This is a genomic window from Methanothermobacter sp. THM-1 (genome assembly GCF_009914355.1).
Classification (GTDB): domain Archaea; phylum Methanobacteriota; class Methanobacteria; order Methanobacteriales; family Methanothermobacteraceae; genus Methanothermobacter; species Methanothermobacter wolfei.
This window is the reverse complement of the sequence record NZ_CP044013.1, coordinates 191914-208279: the sequence shown is the minus strand read 5'-3', so window position 1 is coordinate 208279 and position 16366 is coordinate 191914. Positions and strand designations below refer to the sequence as shown.

Below are 16366 nucleotides of genomic sequence, written 5' to 3'. Positions count from 1 at the left end.
GGAAGCTTTCCTGCGAGATTTAATAAAAAAAGGAATGGTCTGAAGAAAATCAGGAACCCTAATTTGAAGGCCTCAGGAATTCCATGACATCCACAAAGTTCTCTGCGAATATCTCAACCTGTTCCCTGGGTATTGAGAAACTGAGGCGTATGTACCTGTCCCCGAAGGCCCTGCTTGTGTAGGCGCCCTGCCTTACAAATATCTTCCTTTTAAGGAGGTAATCTGCAAGGTCAAGGGGGTCAACACCTGTTTTGTGGATGTCTATTGCCATCATGTTCCCGCTTGATGGGTAAACAGGGATGAATGCACCGTCAACCTCATCAACGGCGTCCTTTATTATCTTCTGGTTCCTGAAGGTTGTATTTCTTATCCTGTCAACCCACCTGTTCTTTGATCTGAGGGCTGCGATTGCCCCTGCCTGTGAAATGACATTTGTGCCCAGATCATTTATAACGATACTCTTTATGGATTCGATGAGGTCTGATGTTGCCACAATAGCCCCTATCCTCAGACCTGCCATGCCACATATCTTTGAGAAGCTGTAAACGGTTACCGTTTTCTCAGGGGCATAGTCTGCTGCAAGGTGATGGTCCATTGCAAAGTCCCTGTAGGTTATATCATGGAGGAGGTAGATGTCATGGTCATTGGCTATATCTGCAAAGGCCTTTATCTCATCCTTTGTGTATGATGATCCCAGGGGGTTCAGGGGATCGATGAGTGATACCATATGGGTGTTCCTATCCATGTTCTCAAGTACAAGTTCGGGTGTTAATTTGTAGCCACACTCCCTGCTGTAGATTGGAATCGAGATGACGCTGCATGCGAATCTGCTTGCGAAGTTGTCAATTATGAGGTAGCCAGGATCACATGTTATGGCGTTATCTTCAGGTTCAAGTATATCATTCATGCAGAGATAAAGGGACTCGGTACCGCCGGCGGTTATAAGGGCCTCGAAGCCATCCCCAAGGCCAAGGTCCCTTACAACAAGCTCCTTGAGTTCAGGGAACCCCTCCGGCGGAGGATACTTGCAGTAGTTACCCTCATTTATACAGTCAATCATGGCTTCCGCTATTTCAGAATGATCATGGAGATGGTTGGTGTTCTGACCCATCCATATCATTTCTTCATCCTTAAAAACATAGTTGAAAAACTCATTTGTTGTTTTAAAGCCATTAGGCGATACCTTAGCGGCCTTAGCATATTTTTTAGGAGAAATCATTTTATCACATCAGCACCAGAGCATATACCATGAAAGAGAAGCAGGCTTCTCTTATTACTCAGAGGCTGAACCTCAAATCATAAGCTTCATTATTCCAGTGTCTTATATCATATTAAACAAACCACTTAATAAACTTTGTTCAGAAAACAGGGGGCTGTAATAAAATGTATCCTTTAAATACTACATCATATGATGCCATCGGCCACGATCCTGAACCCTGTTCTCAGGCCCTCCGGCCTGTTCCTGTGCCTCCTGAGTATGGCCAGCCTCTCCCCTGGTGAATCCCCCATCTCAAGTTCAACTATAACCTTGGACCAGTAACGCAGGACCGTTCCACCAACAGGGTTAACCCGGTCCTTTCCATCATTCCCTGTAATTGAATATATCTGGTTTGTTATGACGGCCGCAAGGTCGAACCTCCTTGCCATCTGAAGGAGGAGGAACATCTGTCTTCCAAGATCAACATTTAAATTTGAGGTTTTACCCTCCTTAAGCCTGTAAAGGGCGACGGCAGAATCAAGGACCACCAGTTCAGTTGATTCGCCATGTGTCTTAAGTAGGGATGATATCCTTGAGAGGATTTCTCCCTGTTCTGTGAAACTTGATGGTTCGAATACGATTATATTCTCTGCAACGGTATCAAAGAACTCTCCTGAAACCTGTCTTATCCTCTCAACTGAGATTCCACCCTCAGTATCAATGAAAAATGCCTTTTTACCCTTCCTTGCAGTTTCAACAGCAAGCTTAATTGCTATATTCGTCTTACCTGAACCTGGAGGTCCGTAGAACTGGGTTATGCCCTTCTTTTCCACTCCTCCACCCAGTATTTTATCAATTGAAGATTCAGTCGGTATCTTCCGGTTCTCACCAATCTCACCTAATGTCTTCATCTGCCCCATCACCCTGAATCCGGAAATCATCTCTCCCTGTATGTCCTAAATTCATTGATCTTTCCATGCACCACCAACACATCAATCCATAATATCCTTGAGGAACTCCGTGCCGCCCCTCCCCATTCTCACTATCCTTGGTGGATGAACCGTAAGGTCAATTACAGTTGACGGCTCCATACTGGCCGGAGCCCCTCCATCAATGGCCATGTCAGCGTCAGGGATATCCCTGATTATCTCATCAAGTGACGCCCCCTGGGGTTTGCCTGAGATGTTTGCACTTGTACTTGTAACAGGAAATTCAGCTGACAGAAGAGTGCATACCTTCTCATCCGGGACCCTCAGGCCAACCTTCATTGAACCCGCAGTCAGGATATCGGGGATTCTATCATTCTTCTCCAGTACAACCGTATAGGGACCAGGGAGTATCCTCTCAATTATCTCCATTGCCCGGGGGGATGGCCTCGAAAATTCAGGTATCTCCCTGACATCAGCGAGACAGATCGAAACCGGCTTATCCGGGTCCCTCCCCTTGATTCTGAAGAGCCTTTTTACCGCCCTATCATCAAGCGCATTAACACCAAGCCCATAAATCGTGTCTGTAGGGTATATTACAACCCCGCCATCCCTCATGATGCCTATGGCCTCATCAATCACGGTCCTTGATGGTCTATCCCTCTTAATTTTTCTGATAATCATACCAACACTCAGAGTCCATTTATTGCACATTCAGATGATTGAAGAGTTCAGCGACCCTCAGATTCATGTGGGTTATATCTGGAACATGCTTTGGTGGTTTAATAATTCAAGTTATATATCTGCATTTATTATAAATGAAAGTATGTTAAACCAGTTCAGACCGATAATCAGAAAGTTCATTGATCCAGTTGCAGAGAGAATCGCGATTCCAGCAGATTACATAACCCTTTTAGGATTCCTTGTTGCATGCGCATCCGCAACCATGTATGCCTCTGGAAGCCTCCTTAATGGTGGTCTGCTACTTGCCCTGAGCGGATTCATCGACGTCCTCGATGGTGCCGTTGCCAGGAGCCGGTACACTCCAACCAGATTTGGAGGCTTCCTTGACTCAACACTTGACAGGTTTTCGGATGGGATAATAATTATCGGTATCACAGCAGGGGGGTTCACTGGGGCCCTCACGGGTATGCTGGCCCTCCACTCGGCCCTTATGGTGAGCTATGTTAGGGCCCGTGCAGAATCTGAGGGTATAGGCTGCAGTGTGGGTATTGCTGAGAGGGCTGAACGCCTAATAATCCTCCTTGCAGGATCCATCACTGGATACATCTATGGTCCATGGTACATGTCAGCCGCCATAATAGTCCTCATATTGCTCGGATACTTCACGGTGCTCCAGAGGATTATTTATGGCTGGAAAAAAATGAAGACCTGATCTCAGAGGCGATTTTGGGGTGAGTTTATGGAATACGCTGAGCGAATAAAAAAGGACCTTGAGCTCCTTGAGAAAAATTTAATGGAAATGAAATCCATAGAATTCAGCAGGGATGAAGAGGCTGTGATTGAGAGGGCCCTCAATTACAGGGATGACTCCATCTACTACCTTGAAAAGAAGGACTACCTCACATCCTTTGGATGCATAACCTATGCACATGGCCTTCTTGACAGCCTCAGGATGCTGCACAAGCTCATATAATGGGATATAATGAAATTCTTCCTCAGAGAGAGTAAAGTTGAGAAGTATGGGCGGGAGCACCTTTTAAAGGTCAGTGAATGTTACCTGAAACTCGAAGAACTCATGGAAGCATTCTACCAGGGAAACTTTAAAAGGGTTTCTGAACTGACAAAGGAAATAGCAATAACCGAACACGAAGCCGATGAGATAAGAAGGGAGATGGAGATCGAATTCTACGAGGGTGCCTTCCTGCCCTTTGACAGGGAAGACCGTATAATGCTTGTTGAGAGCATAGACAAGGTTGCGGATGTTATTGAGTCAACGGCCTTCACGGTATCCCTGGGACAGGTATCGCTCCCCCCGAGTTCAGGGATGATTTCAGGAGGATGATGGAAACCATCAAAGGCACCATGGAGGCCCTCATAGACTGCGTTGAACTCCTTGAGAAGGACCTCGGTGAGGCCATGAAGAAGGCCCATGAGATTGAAAGGCTTGAGGACAGGGCAGATATCATTGAGCGGGAAATCATAAAAAGACTTTACAGTGCCTACAGGGAAAATCAGATCGGTGTTGTTAAGTTCCTTGACCTTAAGGAGATAATAAGAAAACTTGCAAATATAGCTGACAGGGCCGAGGATGCCTCAGACCGTGCCCTCATAATGGCGGCGAAGAGAAGGGGATAAATGAAGCTTAAAATGGCTGCAGAGGACCTCAAATACCTGCTTAACAGGGGTTACCGTAAGAGTGTTGCGCTCAAGTTTGTTGCAAACCATTACCTCCTCGGGAGGGATGAAAGAAATTACCTTGCAAGGTACGTTTTTCCTGACGACCTGATAAAAGTCAGAAAGTCCAGGATGGTTGGTCCCGACTCCCTCAGTGGTTCTTCTGTTTTTATTGATGGATACAATGTCCTCATAGGCACCGAGAGCGTCCTATCGGGTTCAGGTTTTTTCATTGCCCAGGATGGTTATTTAAGGGACGTCAGGGGGGTCTTTGGAAATTACAGGATAACTGAAGGCACATTCAGGGCCCTTAGACTCATAATTGACTTCCTCGAAGACTCCGATGTGGAGAGGGCTGTTTTCTATTTCGATAAAAACGTGAGTCACAGTGGAAAGCTCAGGGGCATGGTGGAAAGTATTATGGAGTCCAGGGGACTTGATGGTGTTGCCGTGCTCTCCCCTTGTGTGGACAGGAAACTGAAGGGCCATGAGGATGGTGTTGTTGCAACAAGTGACGGGGCTGTGATTGACAGCGTCCGGCGGGTGGTTGACATACCACAGGAAATACTTAAGAAGAGAAAAATCAGGTGACTGCCTGCAGAAACCCAAGAAAAAAAGGATTTAAGAGGGGTTATTCAATATCCTCGAACCTGTCCCCGAGTTTTTCAAGGACACCTGGTAGTGATGTGTACTCCATTTCATCTGATGGGAGTCTGTGTGGCTCAAAGGGTCCGTGTCTCCTCATGTACTCTGCGACTTCAGAGGCGAGTGCCCTTGATCTGTCGAATGCAGGGTCATCAAACATGTCGACAGGTCCCACGAGTTTGCAGTCTGCAACCTGGAATCCGAGACCGATAACCCTTGGGGGTCCATCGAATCTCACCGGAGTCGCATCCCTCTGGGCGACCGGCATTAGCGGACCGTTGTGTGATCCCCTCATCCATCCACCGACAAGGTGGGGGAATGCGAATGGTTCGACGACTTCACCTGCAGCAGGGAAGCCTGACTGGGCCCTTACAATTGCAACAGGGTCGTCCTTACCGATGTATTTACCTGCCATGAGGTTGAGTCTCTCTGTACTTACAGATGCTGCGATTTCACCATCATCCCTTCTGTGTATCTTCTTTATCACATAGCGGCTGATTGAACCCAGAAGGGCCAGGAGATCATACATCTCATCAGGACAGGACATCTTAACCTTCCTGTGTTCCACGACATCAAAGACCTCGAATTCGTATCCGTTGTGGAGTGAGGGGTCAATTACAAGGCCTGCAGTGTTGAATGGGTCTGCGAACATCCTGAAGAGTGGCAGGTTAAAGGCTCCTGGTTCTGTTTTGTCACAGCAGAATATTATCACAGGGTCGCTTGGTCTTTCCTTAAACTCCATCTCCGCACATCCAGGCCCCATACCCTTTATGTTACCTGAGAATGTGTCTGAGAGCAGATCCTGACCTGCACCATACAGTTTAAGGCTTCTTGCTACATCTGTAGCCTCCCTGAATGCGTTCCATGCTGTCTGGTGGACTTCCTCGTTTTCTTCACCGTTGCGGTGTGTCATTATAAGGTCAATGTCATCACCGCAGTTGGTGATATAATAATCTTCAAGGATTCCTGTCTCCTTTGCCTCTGCAAGGATCTGGGAGCATTTATCCTTAAGGGCCTCATGTGCAACAGCATGGCCTGCTACGCTTCCAACGTCTGCTTTAATTACACTAATGGTTGTTTTCATGTATTACACCTCCAGAAAATAGTGAGTGAGTTAAACATGTACCTATATAAAGATGGCATCTGATTACTTAAAAAGTTATCCGCATAGATCCATGATGGTGATTGAAGCTACATTATCCTTTCAGATCCGGATTCAAGGACCCTTATGATTTCATTCTTGAGATCAATATCCCGGGCTGCATCCAGAACCCTTTGCGGGTCTGCTGCGGTTGACGGGTGTGCCGGGACCGCGCTGCATCCTCCGTCAGGGATTATTGATATATCGTAGGTTCCTATCTTCCTTGCAAGGTCTTCTATTTCAACCTTGTCCATTCCTATGAGGGGGCTGAGGACTGGCATTTCAACGTTCATCCTGGTTGCAAGGAGGTTCGGGAGCGTCTGGGACGCCACCTGTCCAAGGCTGCTTCCATCCACTATTGCAAGGGCTCCCTCTTCACGGGCAACCATCTCAGCCAGGGTGTACATTCCCAGCTTACAGAGGACGCATGTCATCCTTTCAGGACCGCTTTCACGACACTTCTCAAGGTATTCCCCGTAACTGAACGTTCTGAATTTGAATTCAACTCCTGCAGAGTATTCAGCAAGTTTTTCGGCTATCTTTTCTGTCTTGTCCCGGGCCTCGGGGCTGGTGAAGGGTGTGTTGTCCATGTGAAGAGCTATGACCTGGCATCCCCTCCTCATCATGAGGTAAGCTGCAACCGGTGAATCAATACCCCCCGAGAGAAGTGCAACCACCTTTCCCTGGGTGCCTGCAGGAAGACCCCCGGGTCCGGGTATTACCCTGTGGTATATGTAGGTTTCCTGGTCCCTTACCTCAATGTGGATCTCCATGTCAGGGTTTCCAAGGTCAACCGAGGCCCCTGTGTTCTTTAAAATAACCGATCCTGCGAACGCCGCCATCTCCTGGCTCGTGAATTCATGCTGACCCGTCCTCCGGCACCTTACCGCGAAGGTGGTTCTGGTGTTTATAAGACCCTCCGATCTGAGTTCATCAGTGTACCTGCGTAGCGTGTCTTCTATACTCTCAAATTCTGTCTCTGTTGTTACTGCTGGTGAAAAGGATACGAGACCAAAGATCTTTGAGAGCCCCTCAAGGGCCTCCTCCATATTATCAGGGTAGATGAATATCCTCCCATTCCTGACGGTAGCCCTGCAGTCCAGAGCAGATCTTATATTGTGAACAAGTTTTTTCTCAAATCTTCTCCTCACTGAAGGGCTTTTAAGTCCAACCTCACCGTACCGGGCCAGTATAACATCGTATGCTAAAATATCTCACACCCCCTGCTGAAAGTTCCAAGCTTTAATCTTCTCCTCATGACCTGAAAGAACCTGCAGAAATGCAATCCTGGGATTCGTGACTATGGCATCAGAAACCCCTTAAAAGGAATTCGCCGGCCTCAATCATTTCCTTCAGTCTAACTGAAAGTTCATTTGCCCTCACCCTGTCTGACTGTCGGCATATAACAGGGACCCTCCTTTCTGCTATCACAACATCCCCTGTTTCCATCTCATAGGCGCCGTGGGGACAGGATGATGCGCACATGCCGCAGCCAAAGCATTTCTCAGCATCAACGCCTTCCGGGCTTATTGCGTGTGTGGGGCAGCTCATGGCAACGGTGCACCTTAAACAGTCCCCACACCTTTCAGGACTGTATGATGGCCTCTCATCACCCACCCATACATCCCCGTAGGTTATCTCTCCAAGGATCCTTGAACGATCCCTTATATCTGCAACAGGTAATTTTATATCCGAATTCATTACAAGGAGGTTTTCAAGGACTCTTTCACCCGTCACTGGTATCGGAACCGCCACCGTGTTGAACACCTCCGGGCCTGCCGCTGTCCTGAAGCCGCCGATGTACTTGGGGCTCATCTCCTTAAGGTCCCCGCTGAGCATGAGGTTTGGTTTCATGGGGCTGCTCCTTGTACCCTCACCGAGCACGAGCCCCGCAGCGCCGTTAAGAAGGACTGCCGTGCCTGGCTTTATCGTCTCCATGGAGGGGTCGTTTTCAAGGGGGTTTATGTCCCCGCACCCTGAAAAGGAGAGACCTCCCCAGCCTCCTGGCATTTCCACCGCATTGAATATTGACTTCACCGGCTTTCCGGATGGGTTTACAAGGGCGGTGTAGTTCCTGAAGGCCATCCTTGTGCCTATGATTCTTGCTGTTTCAAGTTCATCTACACTTATCTCTGACTCAATGAGATCTCCATCACTGGATCTCAGGGTGACCTTGACCGCAGCCCCCCTGAGTATGTCCCCCAGGAGGAATCCACCACCATAGTCAGGGTCATGGATGCTGTGGCCGGTGCCATAGAGGAAAAGGTCAACCGAACCCAGGTTCTCATTGGGACATGGTCCAGGATAGGCAGGGACTCCGTTAAGGTGTACTGAAGCGGCCTTTCTGAATGAACCAGGTTCCGAGACACGGAAGTGCATTACAGCGGCAGTCCCTGACATTACTCCACAGGTCCCGGTCGTGACCACATCAACATCCTCATGGGATGGGACATCCCCTTCAAGAACCATCTCCTTAAGCTCAGCTGCCGTTAATACCACTGCCTCTCCATCAAGTATCCTTTCATTTATGCTGGAGATGGTTTTGTCCAAGTTATCCCTCTTTGAACTCTTCTATAATTTTCCTGGCCTCTTCAAGGGCCCCTTCAACCCTGTCCTTCTCTGGTCCGGCTCCCTGTGCAAGTCCAGGTCTTCCTCCGCCTCCGCCGCCAAGGACCCTTGCAGCCCCTGATATAACCTCATTTATCTTCATCCCCCTCTTTACGGCGTCGTCTGATGCTGCTCCAACCAGTTTACCGTCCCTGTTTGCCAGGACCGCTGCATCAGCTTCATCTACAAGTTCAAGGGCCATTTTCTGCATTTCGTCCATGTCGGCGTCGACGGTGGCTATTATTACCCTGAACCCGTTTATTTCCTCTAAAGTCTCCTTTATTTCAAGGATCTTCAGTGCTGCAAGTTCCTCCTTGAGCCTTGACAGCTGGTTCCTGAGGGACTTCCATTCTGTGAAGAATCTTTCACAGGTACCTGGAAGCTGTGATGGTGTTACCTTGAATACATCCGCACCTGCCCTGAGGATGTCCCTTTCCCTCTGAATCAGTTCAACTGCTGCCTCGCCTGCAGAGAACTCTATCCTTTCAACACCGTCCTGTATACGTTCCGTCCTGTTGATCCTTATGAGGCCTATGTCACCGGTGCGCTTCACATGGGTCCCTGCACATGCCTGGACATCGATATCATCAATCTTAACAACCCTTATCCTTGAGCCAGGCACAACCCCTCCCTGGTAGAGTATGAAGCCATACCTCTTCTCTGCAAGGTCCCTTTCCATCCATTCCACTGAAACAGGGATGTTCCTCATGACGTATTCATTGGCAAGCCTCTCTATTTCATCAAGTTCATCCTTCGTGATCCTCCTGTAGTGTGAAAGATCTATCCTTGATCTTTTAAGGCCCTTCTGAGCCCCTGCCTGCCATATATGATCCCCAAGGACCTTTCTTGCCGATGATACTATGAGGTGGGTTGCTGTATGGTTCCGTGTGAGGGCTGCTCTCCTTCCAGCGTTGATACGGCCCCTTACACGTGTTCCTGGTTCAAGGTCAGCCTCCTGCTCTGTCCAGTGCACCACAACGTTGCCTATCTTCTCAGCGTGTTTTATGCTGAATTTCTCATCCCCCGCCTCTATGAATCCCATGTCTGATGGCTGTCCGCCCCCTTCAGGGTAGAAGAGGGTCCTGTCAAGTATTATGCCTCCCTCATGGATTCCTATAATCTCCGCCTCGAATTCAATGGCTTCGGGTTCCTCATAGAAAAGGAGTTCCGTTGGGGGGTAATCAAGGTCTGTTTCCACAGCAGGGAGGTCCTTCTCTGTTTCATTCATCTCCGCAACCAGTGTGTAGAAGTTGTCTGGAATGTTAACCTTGAATCCCTTCTCCTCGGCTATTTCCTTTATGGTCTCGGGAGGTATCCCGTGGGAGTCATAGAGTTTTATGAGGATTTCAAGGGGCATCTCGGTCTTTTTATCCCTTTTAAGGTAATTAACAGTCTTTTCAACTATCCTTCTACCCCTTTTAACGGTCCTTGCGTAGCGGCGCTCCTCAAGGTCTATTATGTTCAGTATGTGTTCATGGTGGCTCCTTATCTCCGGGTACTTCCCTTCAAGGAAGTCTATCTGGATGTTCATAAGGTCCCTGAGGGACTCCTGCATCTCCAGCTCCTTCATGAGTCTGATGGTCCTTCTGATGAGTAGCCTTGCAAGGTAGCCCTCCTTCACGTTTGATGGTATCACGCCATCTGCAAGCATGAATGCCAGGCACCTTGTATGGTCAGCTATGGCGTATATGGATTCCATTGGCCCTATTGCCTGTTCAAGTTCGTCCACATCCATTCCAAGTTTATCGGCCACCCTTTTTCTGAGTTCTCTGAGATCTGCATAGGTCTCTATATCCATCATGCCGGCTACCTGTGCATTCTCTGCAAGTATCTTCTCATCAACACCCACACCTGTGAGTTCAACAAGTCTCTGTATCACAGGACCAAAGGATGCGTCGTAGGCTGTTGGTGTTCCCTGGGATATCCATGCGAACCTTTCAAGGCCATAACCAGTATCCACTATCTTCAGGGGGATCTCCTCCCTGCCCCCATCAGGGAGGTTCCTGTACTGTATGAATACGAGGGTTGCGAGTTCAACTCCACGGACACATACCTCATAGCATGGACCTGAGTTTCCTCCTCCCTCCCACCATGACTCGATAAAGGTTATTTCCTGAGGGTCAATACCGATGTGGGTTAAGAATTCATGACAGTAGGCTATCGTCTCATCCTCCCAGTATATTCTTTCATTCTGGGAGTTGAACGCGTGGTGACCCCCCATTGTAAAACAGGTCATGTGCCTTCCGGTTCTGCCCACATTGTCAACATCGTTAAGGCGTATGGAGGGCTGTGCAACAACAAGGGGGTTTGCAGGGGGCTTAACAAGCCCTGAGGTTACCCATGGCTGAAAATTGTATATGGATGCTCCAACAAGAAAAACATCATCCCGCCAGCGCTTTGCAAGTACAGGGTACCTCCTTATGGGTTCATGGCCCCTTTCAGCAAAGAAATCTATGAATTCCTCCTGTATCTTGTAGAGGTCATAGCTCCTGCTGGTCGCAGGGTTACCTATGAATTCATATTCATCGCAGGGCGCGTCTCCACATGTTCTGCGCTCTTTCATTGACCAGAATGTGTTCCCGCAGGATTCACATTTATACCTTTCATATCCTAGTTCCTGGAGCTGGCGAGACATGGTAATCATTGAGAACAGTTATTTAATGATAAAAATTAGTGTGAGAAAAATAAATATTTTTTGCCATTCATTCAAATGGCAGTATCATAAAAGGAGAAGTTAGCCGAAGAGAGCGCCAAGACCGGCTGCTGCTTCTTCTTCAGCTTCCTCTTCTTCCTCTTCTTCTTCCTCTTCAGCTTCTTCAGCTTCTTCAGCTGCTGCTGGTGCTGCGGCTGCTGCTGGTGCTGCGGCTACAGCTGTTGTTTCCATTGCTTCTTCAATGTCAACATCTTCAAGGGCTGCTATAAGAGCCTTGACCCTTGCATCGTCCACTTCAGCACCTGCTGCTTCAAGGACGCTTTTAACGTTTTCTTCATTGATCTCTTTACCGGTTGTGTGCAATAACATTGCTGCGTATATGTATTCCATATGATCACCTCAAATATTATTTTTTTAGTTATTTATGCCAGTAAATGTTCTATCCGAAGAGGGCCCCCAGACCTGCTGCGGCATCCTCTTCCTCCTCTTCTTCTTCCTCTTCTTCCTCTTCCTCTTCAGGTTCTTCTTCTGCAGGGGCTGGCGTTGAAGCCCTTGCAGATAACTTATCCCTCAGTTCATCATCAACTGCATCCCCATTGACCTCTGCAGCTGCTGCTGCAAGTGCAAGCATCTGGGCATATGCCTTCGCCAGGAGAAGGTCTGCAGTCTTTGATGTGAGGATTGATGCATTGTATGCGAGGTTGAAGGATTTTGAAGCTGCATTCTGAATGATTGCAGGCATGGTCTCCCTGGTGTATATAACCGCATTAACTGAGAGATTGAATGCCTGTGAGAAAGCCCTCTGGATATCAGAAAGGGTCTTCTCTTCATCAATTGTCAGTATGTCTGCTGTGTAAACAGTCTGGTTTTCATATGCTGCCCTGAGGTCTATACCAACCTCAAGTGGCTGTATATCCAGTCTTGTAAGGATTCCAGCCACCTTTGGTGGTATCTCCTCCCCTTCCTTCACAACGGTATGGTCATTTGAGACCACTATTTTACCCTTATCAATCTTGGCAGGGATACCTATCTGCTGCAGTTCCCCGAGTATTGGACCCGGTGCGAATCCGGTGTCCCCCTTGGGGACAACTATATCTGCAGGGGCTATCGCGCCCGGTTTTGCAGGGGCAGGAGTTTTACTATCCTCAAGGATCTTGAAGAGTTTGAATGGATTCATATCCGTGAATATGAGTGCTGACTGGCCTTCCATATGCTCTGATAGTGACTCTATATTCTCCATCTCTTTGCCAGCGTTCTCCAGGGCAAGGCTGATCAGGGTCTTCTTGGACATTCTTATAAGTGCACTGTCACGGAGTGTCTGGCGCATCTTCTGAAGCTGCCTTGCAGGTATATCTGCAAGGTTAGCTATACCAACCACTTCATGACTTTTAATAAGGTCCTGGAGCTCCTGAACCTCTTTCTTCTTCCATTCAGCCACGTGAGCCATCTAAATCACCCTCACTACCGGGCCCATGGTTGTCTTAACGTACATGGACTTTAACTGGTTCCTGCCCTTTTCAAGTTTGCGGTCGATTGTCTGGAGGACCGCCTCTATGTTCTCGGCAAGTTTTTCATCGTCCATGTCCTCAGTACCCACCACCGTGTGAACCACAGGCTGATCCTTTATCCTCACCTTAACGGTGTCTCTGAGTTTTTTCAGGATGGGCTCCGGATTTATTGTTGCTGGCACTGGTTTAGGCATCTTCTTTCGAGGACCGAGAACAGGCCCCAGGAATCGCCCCACCAGAGGCATCATATCTGCCTGAGCCACGAAGAATTCATACTCGTTGGCAAGTTTCTTTGCCTTTTTCCTGTCCTTACCAAGTTCTTCGAGCTCTTCCTTGGTTATTACAAGGTCGGCTCCTGCATTCTTGGCCTGAAGGGCCAGTTCACCGTCAGCGATCACGGCGATCTTAACATCCTTGCCGCGCCCGTTGGGTAGAGAAACTTCCTCGTCAAACCGGTTCTCTGGTTTATTGACATCCAAGTCCTTGATGTTCATGATAACATCCATGGACTGTGTGAAGTTTCTCGGCCTTGACAGTTCCTTGGCCTTCTTCACCGCTTCCATTATCTCTTGTTTCATTATAAAATCCTCCATGAACTCAAAAAAATAAGTTCATATGGTAGGTTTAGTTATGTGATTCTCAAGATTTATAAATTTTTATGATGTTAGGAGATCATCGTAGGCTCCCTGGTCAACCTCCTTCTGGACTTCCCTGGGGTCCTTACCCTCAACGGTTATGCCCATGCTCACGCAGGTACCCATAATCTCCTTAACTGCCTGTTTGTATTCATTGGATAGCAGTGCATCGAATTTCATCCTTGCAATCTTAAGTATCTGCTCCATTGAGATGTCCGCTATCTTGTCCATTCCAGGGTCCTGTGACCCCTTCTCTAATTTGAGTTCATCCATGATCAGTGCAGTTGTTGGTGGTGTTCCCACTTCAACTTCGAACTCCTTTGTGTCGCTGTCCACGATGATCTTGACAGGAACCTTCATCCCTTCAAAGTCTGCGGTTTTCCTGTTTATCTCTTCAACAACCTGCATCATGTTAATTCCAAGCGGACCAATCGCAGGACCTAGAGGTGGTCCTGGAGTGGCTTTTCCACCATCAATAAGAATTTCAACGGTTTCTTTAGCCATTAATCAGCCTCCTTTTGTATTATTCTGATCTGATCACCTTTAACAGTTACAGGTATCGGGACCGCGGCCTCTATGAGTTCAAGGACAACCTCCTCCCTTGACTCATCTATACGTATAACCTTGGCCCTCTCACCCTTAAATGGACCTGATATCAGTTCAACGATACTGCCCTTCTTAATGGAGGATATTATTGGTTCTGGTTTAAGGAATCTCTTAACCTCTTCAAATTCTATCTCGGCTTCGCCCTCTGTTTTACCTTCCACAACACCCCTGAGGTGGGGAACCCTTATCGCAGGGTTTCTCATGTCAATTTTTGATGAGGACTCCACCAGAATATATCCTCTGAGTGATTCCGGGACGAGAATAGCGTTTATCTCAATACCGCTGTCCCTGACCTTCCTGGCCAGCATTCTGGCCACGTTTTTTTCCTGACCCACAGAGGTCTTAAGGGCGTATATGGAATTTTTACTATCTTCCATTAAGAACACAACCTTATATATATAATTCACTGTAATATGAGCATGCAGTCAGCGCCCGAGAAGCTGGGCAATGATACTGATTATGAAACCAACAACTCCTATTATTATTATACCTATACCCGTTACCTTTGACACGTTGATATATTCTTCCCTTGTGGGTTTTTTGGAAACCTTCAATACTCTTTTTGACTGTTTTATAAAATTCAGAATAGACTCCTTGTATTTCATGATTTATCCCCGCTAACGTAATATTATAAAAACAAGGATCGGGTCGGGATGAGTGATAGAGTACTCTATCACTCAAGATTTATAAATGTTTTCATTAAGTGGGGGTGGCTGGAAGAGATATCAGAATACTCCGTCTATAAATTCTTCCAGTACAGATTCATCAACTGAATCCTTACCGCGCTGTTTTTCCTCAATGAATTCCTTCTCTGCAGAAGCATGGGAACCATATATGTAGGGTGATCTCACACCCGCCACCACTATGGTTGTCCTTATGACATTCTGCAGTTCATCCTGGATCTGGGCACCCCATATTATGTTTGCATCAGGGTCCAGTTCCTCTGCAACAACCTCAACTATCCTTTCTGCCTCCTGGAGTGTGAGGTCGGAGCTTCCAGAGATGTTTATAAGGGCCCCCTTAGCATTGGATATGTCAAGGTCAAGCAGTGGACTGTTAAGGGCCTCATAGACAGATTCAAGGGCCCTGTCCCCGGATTCCGCTTCACCCATGCCTATCATTGCCATGCCTGAACCCTTCATTATGCTCCTCACATCAGCAAAGTCCAGGCTTACAAGTCCCGGTTTTGTTATCAGTTCTGTTATGCCCTTAACCGCCCTTCCAAGGATTTCATCAGCGACCATGAATGCCTTGTTAAGGGGCAGGTTGGGTGCCACCTCCAGGAGCTTGTCATTGGGTATGACGATGACGGTGTCCGCAGCGCTCTGGAGCTTCTCAAGGCCCTTCTCAGCGTTCTCCCTTCTTTTAAGACCTTCAGCACTGAAGGGCATTGTTGCAACGGCTATGGTAAGTGCACCTGCCTTTTTGGCAAGCTTCGATATTACGGGTGCAGAACCTGTTCCTGTACCTCCTCCAAGGCCACAGGTAACGAAAACCATGTCTGCCCCTTCAAGTTCCCTGCGAATATCATCCTCGCTTTCCTCTGCGCACTCCTCTCCAACTTCAGGGATGCCTCCGGCCCCAAGACCTCCGCAGACATTCCTGCCGATGAGCAGTTTCCTGTCAGATACCGTGTAGAAGAGGTCCTGTGCATCTGTATTGATGGCTATTGTTTCAGCACCCTCAACACCAATCTCACTGAGCCTTGTCACGGTATTGTTACCCGCGCCACCTGTCCCAACAACATATATCCTTGCCCTGCTGTTTTCAATTATTTCCCTAAGTTCACTGTCGATGTCTGAATTCATTGAGCTGGAAGGTGGTTTTTCCCTTTTTTCAGATTCCTTTATGGCATCGTTAATGAATTTCAATTGCTACCCCCACAGTTATCTATGAGATATGTTATCGTAATAAGATATATTTAAAAGCAACGGTTATTCTGCCACTGATGGAGCCATCGCTCCTATTTCAAAATAAAAATCGGGTTCTGTGACCTATGAAAATACCGCCTCAAGGTTGGGGCCAGAAATGAATTTACTGTGGGGCCATGGGCACCGGAAGACGGTGGATTCACGACCCCTGTGATAAA

Annotated in this window: 17 protein-coding genes and 1 pseudogene; 4 read left to right on the top strand and 14 right to left on the bottom strand. The window is 47.7% G+C overall.

Annotation, left to right across the window (positions count from 1 at the left end):
- Window positions 1-58: 58 nt before the first annotated feature.
- The 3 genes from FZP57_RS01055 to FZP57_RS01045 all read right to left on the bottom strand — a co-directional run bounded on the left by FZP57_RS01055 (window position 59) and on the right by FZP57_RS01045 (window position 2808).
- Window positions 59-1219 carry a pyridoxal phosphate-dependent aminotransferase gene (locus FZP57_RS01055; RefSeq protein ID WP_191216341.1) on the bottom strand — a complete coding sequence of 387 codons (1161 nt, stop codon included), beginning with the start codon at window positions 1217-1219 and terminating at the stop codon, window positions 59-61.
- A gap of 185 nt (window positions 1220-1404) precedes the next feature.
- Window positions 1405-2109 (bottom strand): DNA repair and recombination protein RadB, encoded by a 705-nt coding sequence (gene radB / locus FZP57_RS01050; protein WP_074359690.1) that lies wholly within the window; start codon window positions 2107-2109, stop codon window positions 1405-1407.
- A gap of 81 nt (window positions 2110-2190) precedes the next feature.
- On the bottom strand, window positions 2191-2808 hold the full coding sequence (locus FZP57_RS01045) for an L-threonylcarbamoyladenylate synthase (RefSeq protein WP_074358387.1): 618 nt from the start codon (window positions 2806-2808) through the stop codon (window positions 2191-2193).
- A gap of 142 nt (window positions 2809-2950) precedes the next feature.
- Here FZP57_RS01045 and pgsA point away from each other — a divergent pair, with 142 nt between their 5' ends.
- From pgsA to FZP57_RS01025, 4 genes and pseudogenes are all read left to right on the top strand, one after another.
- The gene (gene pgsA, locus FZP57_RS01040) at window positions 2951-3520 is read left to right on the top strand and encodes an archaetidylinositol phosphate synthase (protein WP_074358386.1); all 570 of its coding nucleotides are present in this window, start codon (window positions 2951-2953) and stop codon (window positions 3518-3520) included.
- 27 nt (window positions 3521-3547) lie between these two features.
- A complete protein-coding gene (locus FZP57_RS01035) occupies window positions 3548-3781 on the top strand; it encodes a DUF357 domain-containing protein (RefSeq protein WP_074358385.1) in 234 nt (77 codons plus the stop codon).
- A gap of 9 nt (window positions 3782-3790) precedes the next feature.
- Window positions 3791-4443: pseudogene (locus FZP57_RS09685) on the top strand (TIGR00153 family protein).
- Window positions 4444-5073 carry a DUF434 domain-containing protein gene (locus FZP57_RS01025; RefSeq protein WP_074358383.1) on the top strand — a complete coding sequence of 210 codons (630 nt, stop codon included), beginning with the start codon at window positions 4444-4446 and terminating at the stop codon, window positions 5071-5073. It abuts the pseudogene before it with no gap.
- A gap of 40 nt (window positions 5074-5113) precedes the next feature.
- Here the strand turns inward: FZP57_RS01025 and fbp are convergent, their stop codons facing one another.
- From fbp to ftsZ, 11 genes are all read right to left on the bottom strand, one after another.
- Window positions 5114-6211 (bottom strand): fructose-1,6-bisphosphate aldolase/phosphatase, encoded by a 1098-nt coding sequence (gene fbp / locus FZP57_RS01020; protein WP_074358382.1) that lies wholly within the window; start codon window positions 6209-6211, stop codon window positions 5114-5116.
- 107 nt (window positions 6212-6318) lie between these two features.
- Window positions 6319-7419 (bottom strand): tRNA uracil 4-sulfurtransferase ThiI, encoded by a 1101-nt coding sequence (thiI, locus tag FZP57_RS01015; RefSeq protein WP_238337935.1) that lies wholly within the window; start codon window positions 7417-7419, stop codon window positions 6319-6321.
- 157 nt (window positions 7420-7576) lie between these two features.
- Window positions 7577-8818 carry a methanogenesis marker 16 metalloprotein gene (locus FZP57_RS01010; protein WP_191216340.1) on the bottom strand — a complete coding sequence of 414 codons (1242 nt, stop codon included), beginning with the start codon at window positions 8816-8818 and terminating at the stop codon, window positions 7577-7579.
- Between the two features lies 1 nt (window position 8819).
- Window positions 8820-11519, bottom strand: a complete 2700-nt coding sequence (alaS, locus tag FZP57_RS01005) for an alanine--tRNA ligase (protein WP_191216339.1) — start codon at window positions 11517-11519, stop codon at window positions 8820-8822.
- 90 nt (window positions 11520-11609) lie between these two features.
- Window positions 11610-11918 carry a 50S ribosomal protein P1 gene (gene rpl12p / locus FZP57_RS01000; RefSeq protein WP_191216338.1) on the bottom strand — a complete coding sequence of 103 codons (309 nt, stop codon included), beginning with the start codon at window positions 11916-11918 and terminating at the stop codon, window positions 11610-11612.
- A gap of 49 nt (window positions 11919-11967) precedes the next feature.
- Entirely contained in the window at window positions 11968-12975 is a 1008-nt protein-coding gene (locus FZP57_RS00995) for a 50S ribosomal protein L10 (protein WP_074358377.1), read from the bottom strand.
- On the bottom strand, window positions 12976-13614 hold the full coding sequence (locus FZP57_RS00990; protein ID WP_074358376.1) for a 50S ribosomal protein L1: 639 nt from the start codon (window positions 13612-13614) through the stop codon (window positions 12976-12978). It lies immediately after the preceding gene.
- Between the two features lie 78 nt (window positions 13615-13692).
- Entirely contained in the window at window positions 13693-14175 is a 483-nt protein-coding gene (locus tag FZP57_RS00985) for a 50S ribosomal protein L11 (protein ID WP_074358375.1), read from the bottom strand.
- Window positions 14175-14654 (bottom strand): transcription elongation factor Spt5, encoded by a 480-nt coding sequence (locus FZP57_RS00980; protein WP_074358374.1) that lies wholly within the window; start codon window positions 14652-14654, stop codon window positions 14175-14177. Before FZP57_RS00980 ends, FZP57_RS00985 begins: the two co-directional genes overlap by 1 nt.
- Window positions 14655-14702: 48 nt before the next feature.
- Window positions 14703-14882 (bottom strand): protein translocase SEC61 complex subunit gamma, encoded by a 180-nt coding sequence (locus FZP57_RS00975; RefSeq protein WP_074358373.1) that lies wholly within the window; start codon window positions 14880-14882, stop codon window positions 14703-14705.
- Window positions 14883-15002: 120 nt separating this feature from the next.
- A complete protein-coding gene (gene ftsZ, locus FZP57_RS00970) occupies window positions 15003-16148 on the bottom strand; it encodes a cell division protein FtsZ (RefSeq protein WP_191216337.1) in 1146 nt (381 codons plus the stop codon).
- Window positions 16149-16366 lie beyond the last annotated feature (218 nt).

Excerpts from the sequence above, each read along its gene's own strand:
- FZP57_RS01025 (WP_074358383.1), top strand. The coding sequence starts at position 4,444 with ATGAAGCTTAAAATGGCTGCAGAGGACCTCAAATACCTGCTTAACAGG.
- radB (WP_074359690.1), bottom strand. The coding sequence starts at position 2,109 with ATGAAGACATTAGGTGAGATTGGTGAGAACCGGAAGATACCGACTGAA.
- fbp (WP_074358382.1), bottom strand. The coding sequence starts at position 6,211 with ATGAAAACAACCATTAGTGTAATTAAAGCAGACGTTGGAAGCGTAGCA.
- rpl12p (WP_191216338.1), bottom strand. The coding sequence starts at position 11,918 with ATGGAATACATATACGCAGCAATGTTATTGCACACAACCGGTAAAGAG.
- FZP57_RS00990 (WP_074358376.1), bottom strand. The coding sequence starts at position 13,614 with ATGAAACAAGAGATAATGGAAGCGGTGAAGAAGGCCAAGGAACTGTCA.
- FZP57_RS00975 (WP_074358373.1), bottom strand. The coding sequence starts at position 14,882 with ATGAAATACAAGGAGTCTATTCTGAATTTTATAAAACAGTCAAAAAGA.
- pgsA (WP_074358386.1), top strand. The coding sequence starts at position 2,951 with ATGTTAAACCAGTTCAGACCGATAATCAGAAAGTTCATTGATCCAGTT.
- FZP57_RS00980 (WP_074358374.1), bottom strand. The coding sequence starts at position 14,654 with ATGGAAGATAGTAAAAATTCCATATACGCCCTTAAGACCTCTGTGGGT.
- FZP57_RS00995 (WP_074358377.1), bottom strand. The coding sequence starts at position 12,975 with ATGGCTCACGTGGCTGAATGGAAGAAGAAAGAGGTTCAGGAGCTCCAG.
- FZP57_RS00985 (WP_074358375.1), bottom strand. The coding sequence starts at position 14,175 with ATGGCTAAAGAAACCGTTGAAATTCTTATTGATGGTGGAAAAGCCACT.
- alaS (WP_191216339.1), bottom strand. The coding sequence starts at position 11,519 with ATGATTACCATGTCTCGCCAGCTCCAGGAACTAGGATATGAAAGGTAT.
- FZP57_RS01045 (WP_074358387.1), bottom strand. The coding sequence starts at position 2,808 with ATGATTATCAGAAAAATTAAGAGGGATAGACCATCAAGGACCGTGATT.
- FZP57_RS01055 (WP_191216341.1), bottom strand. The coding sequence starts at position 1,219 with ATGATTTCTCCTAAAAAATATGCTAAGGCCGCTAAGGTATCGCCTAAT.
- FZP57_RS01035 (WP_074358385.1), top strand. The coding sequence starts at position 3,548 with ATGGAATACGCTGAGCGAATAAAAAAGGACCTTGAGCTCCTTGAGAAA.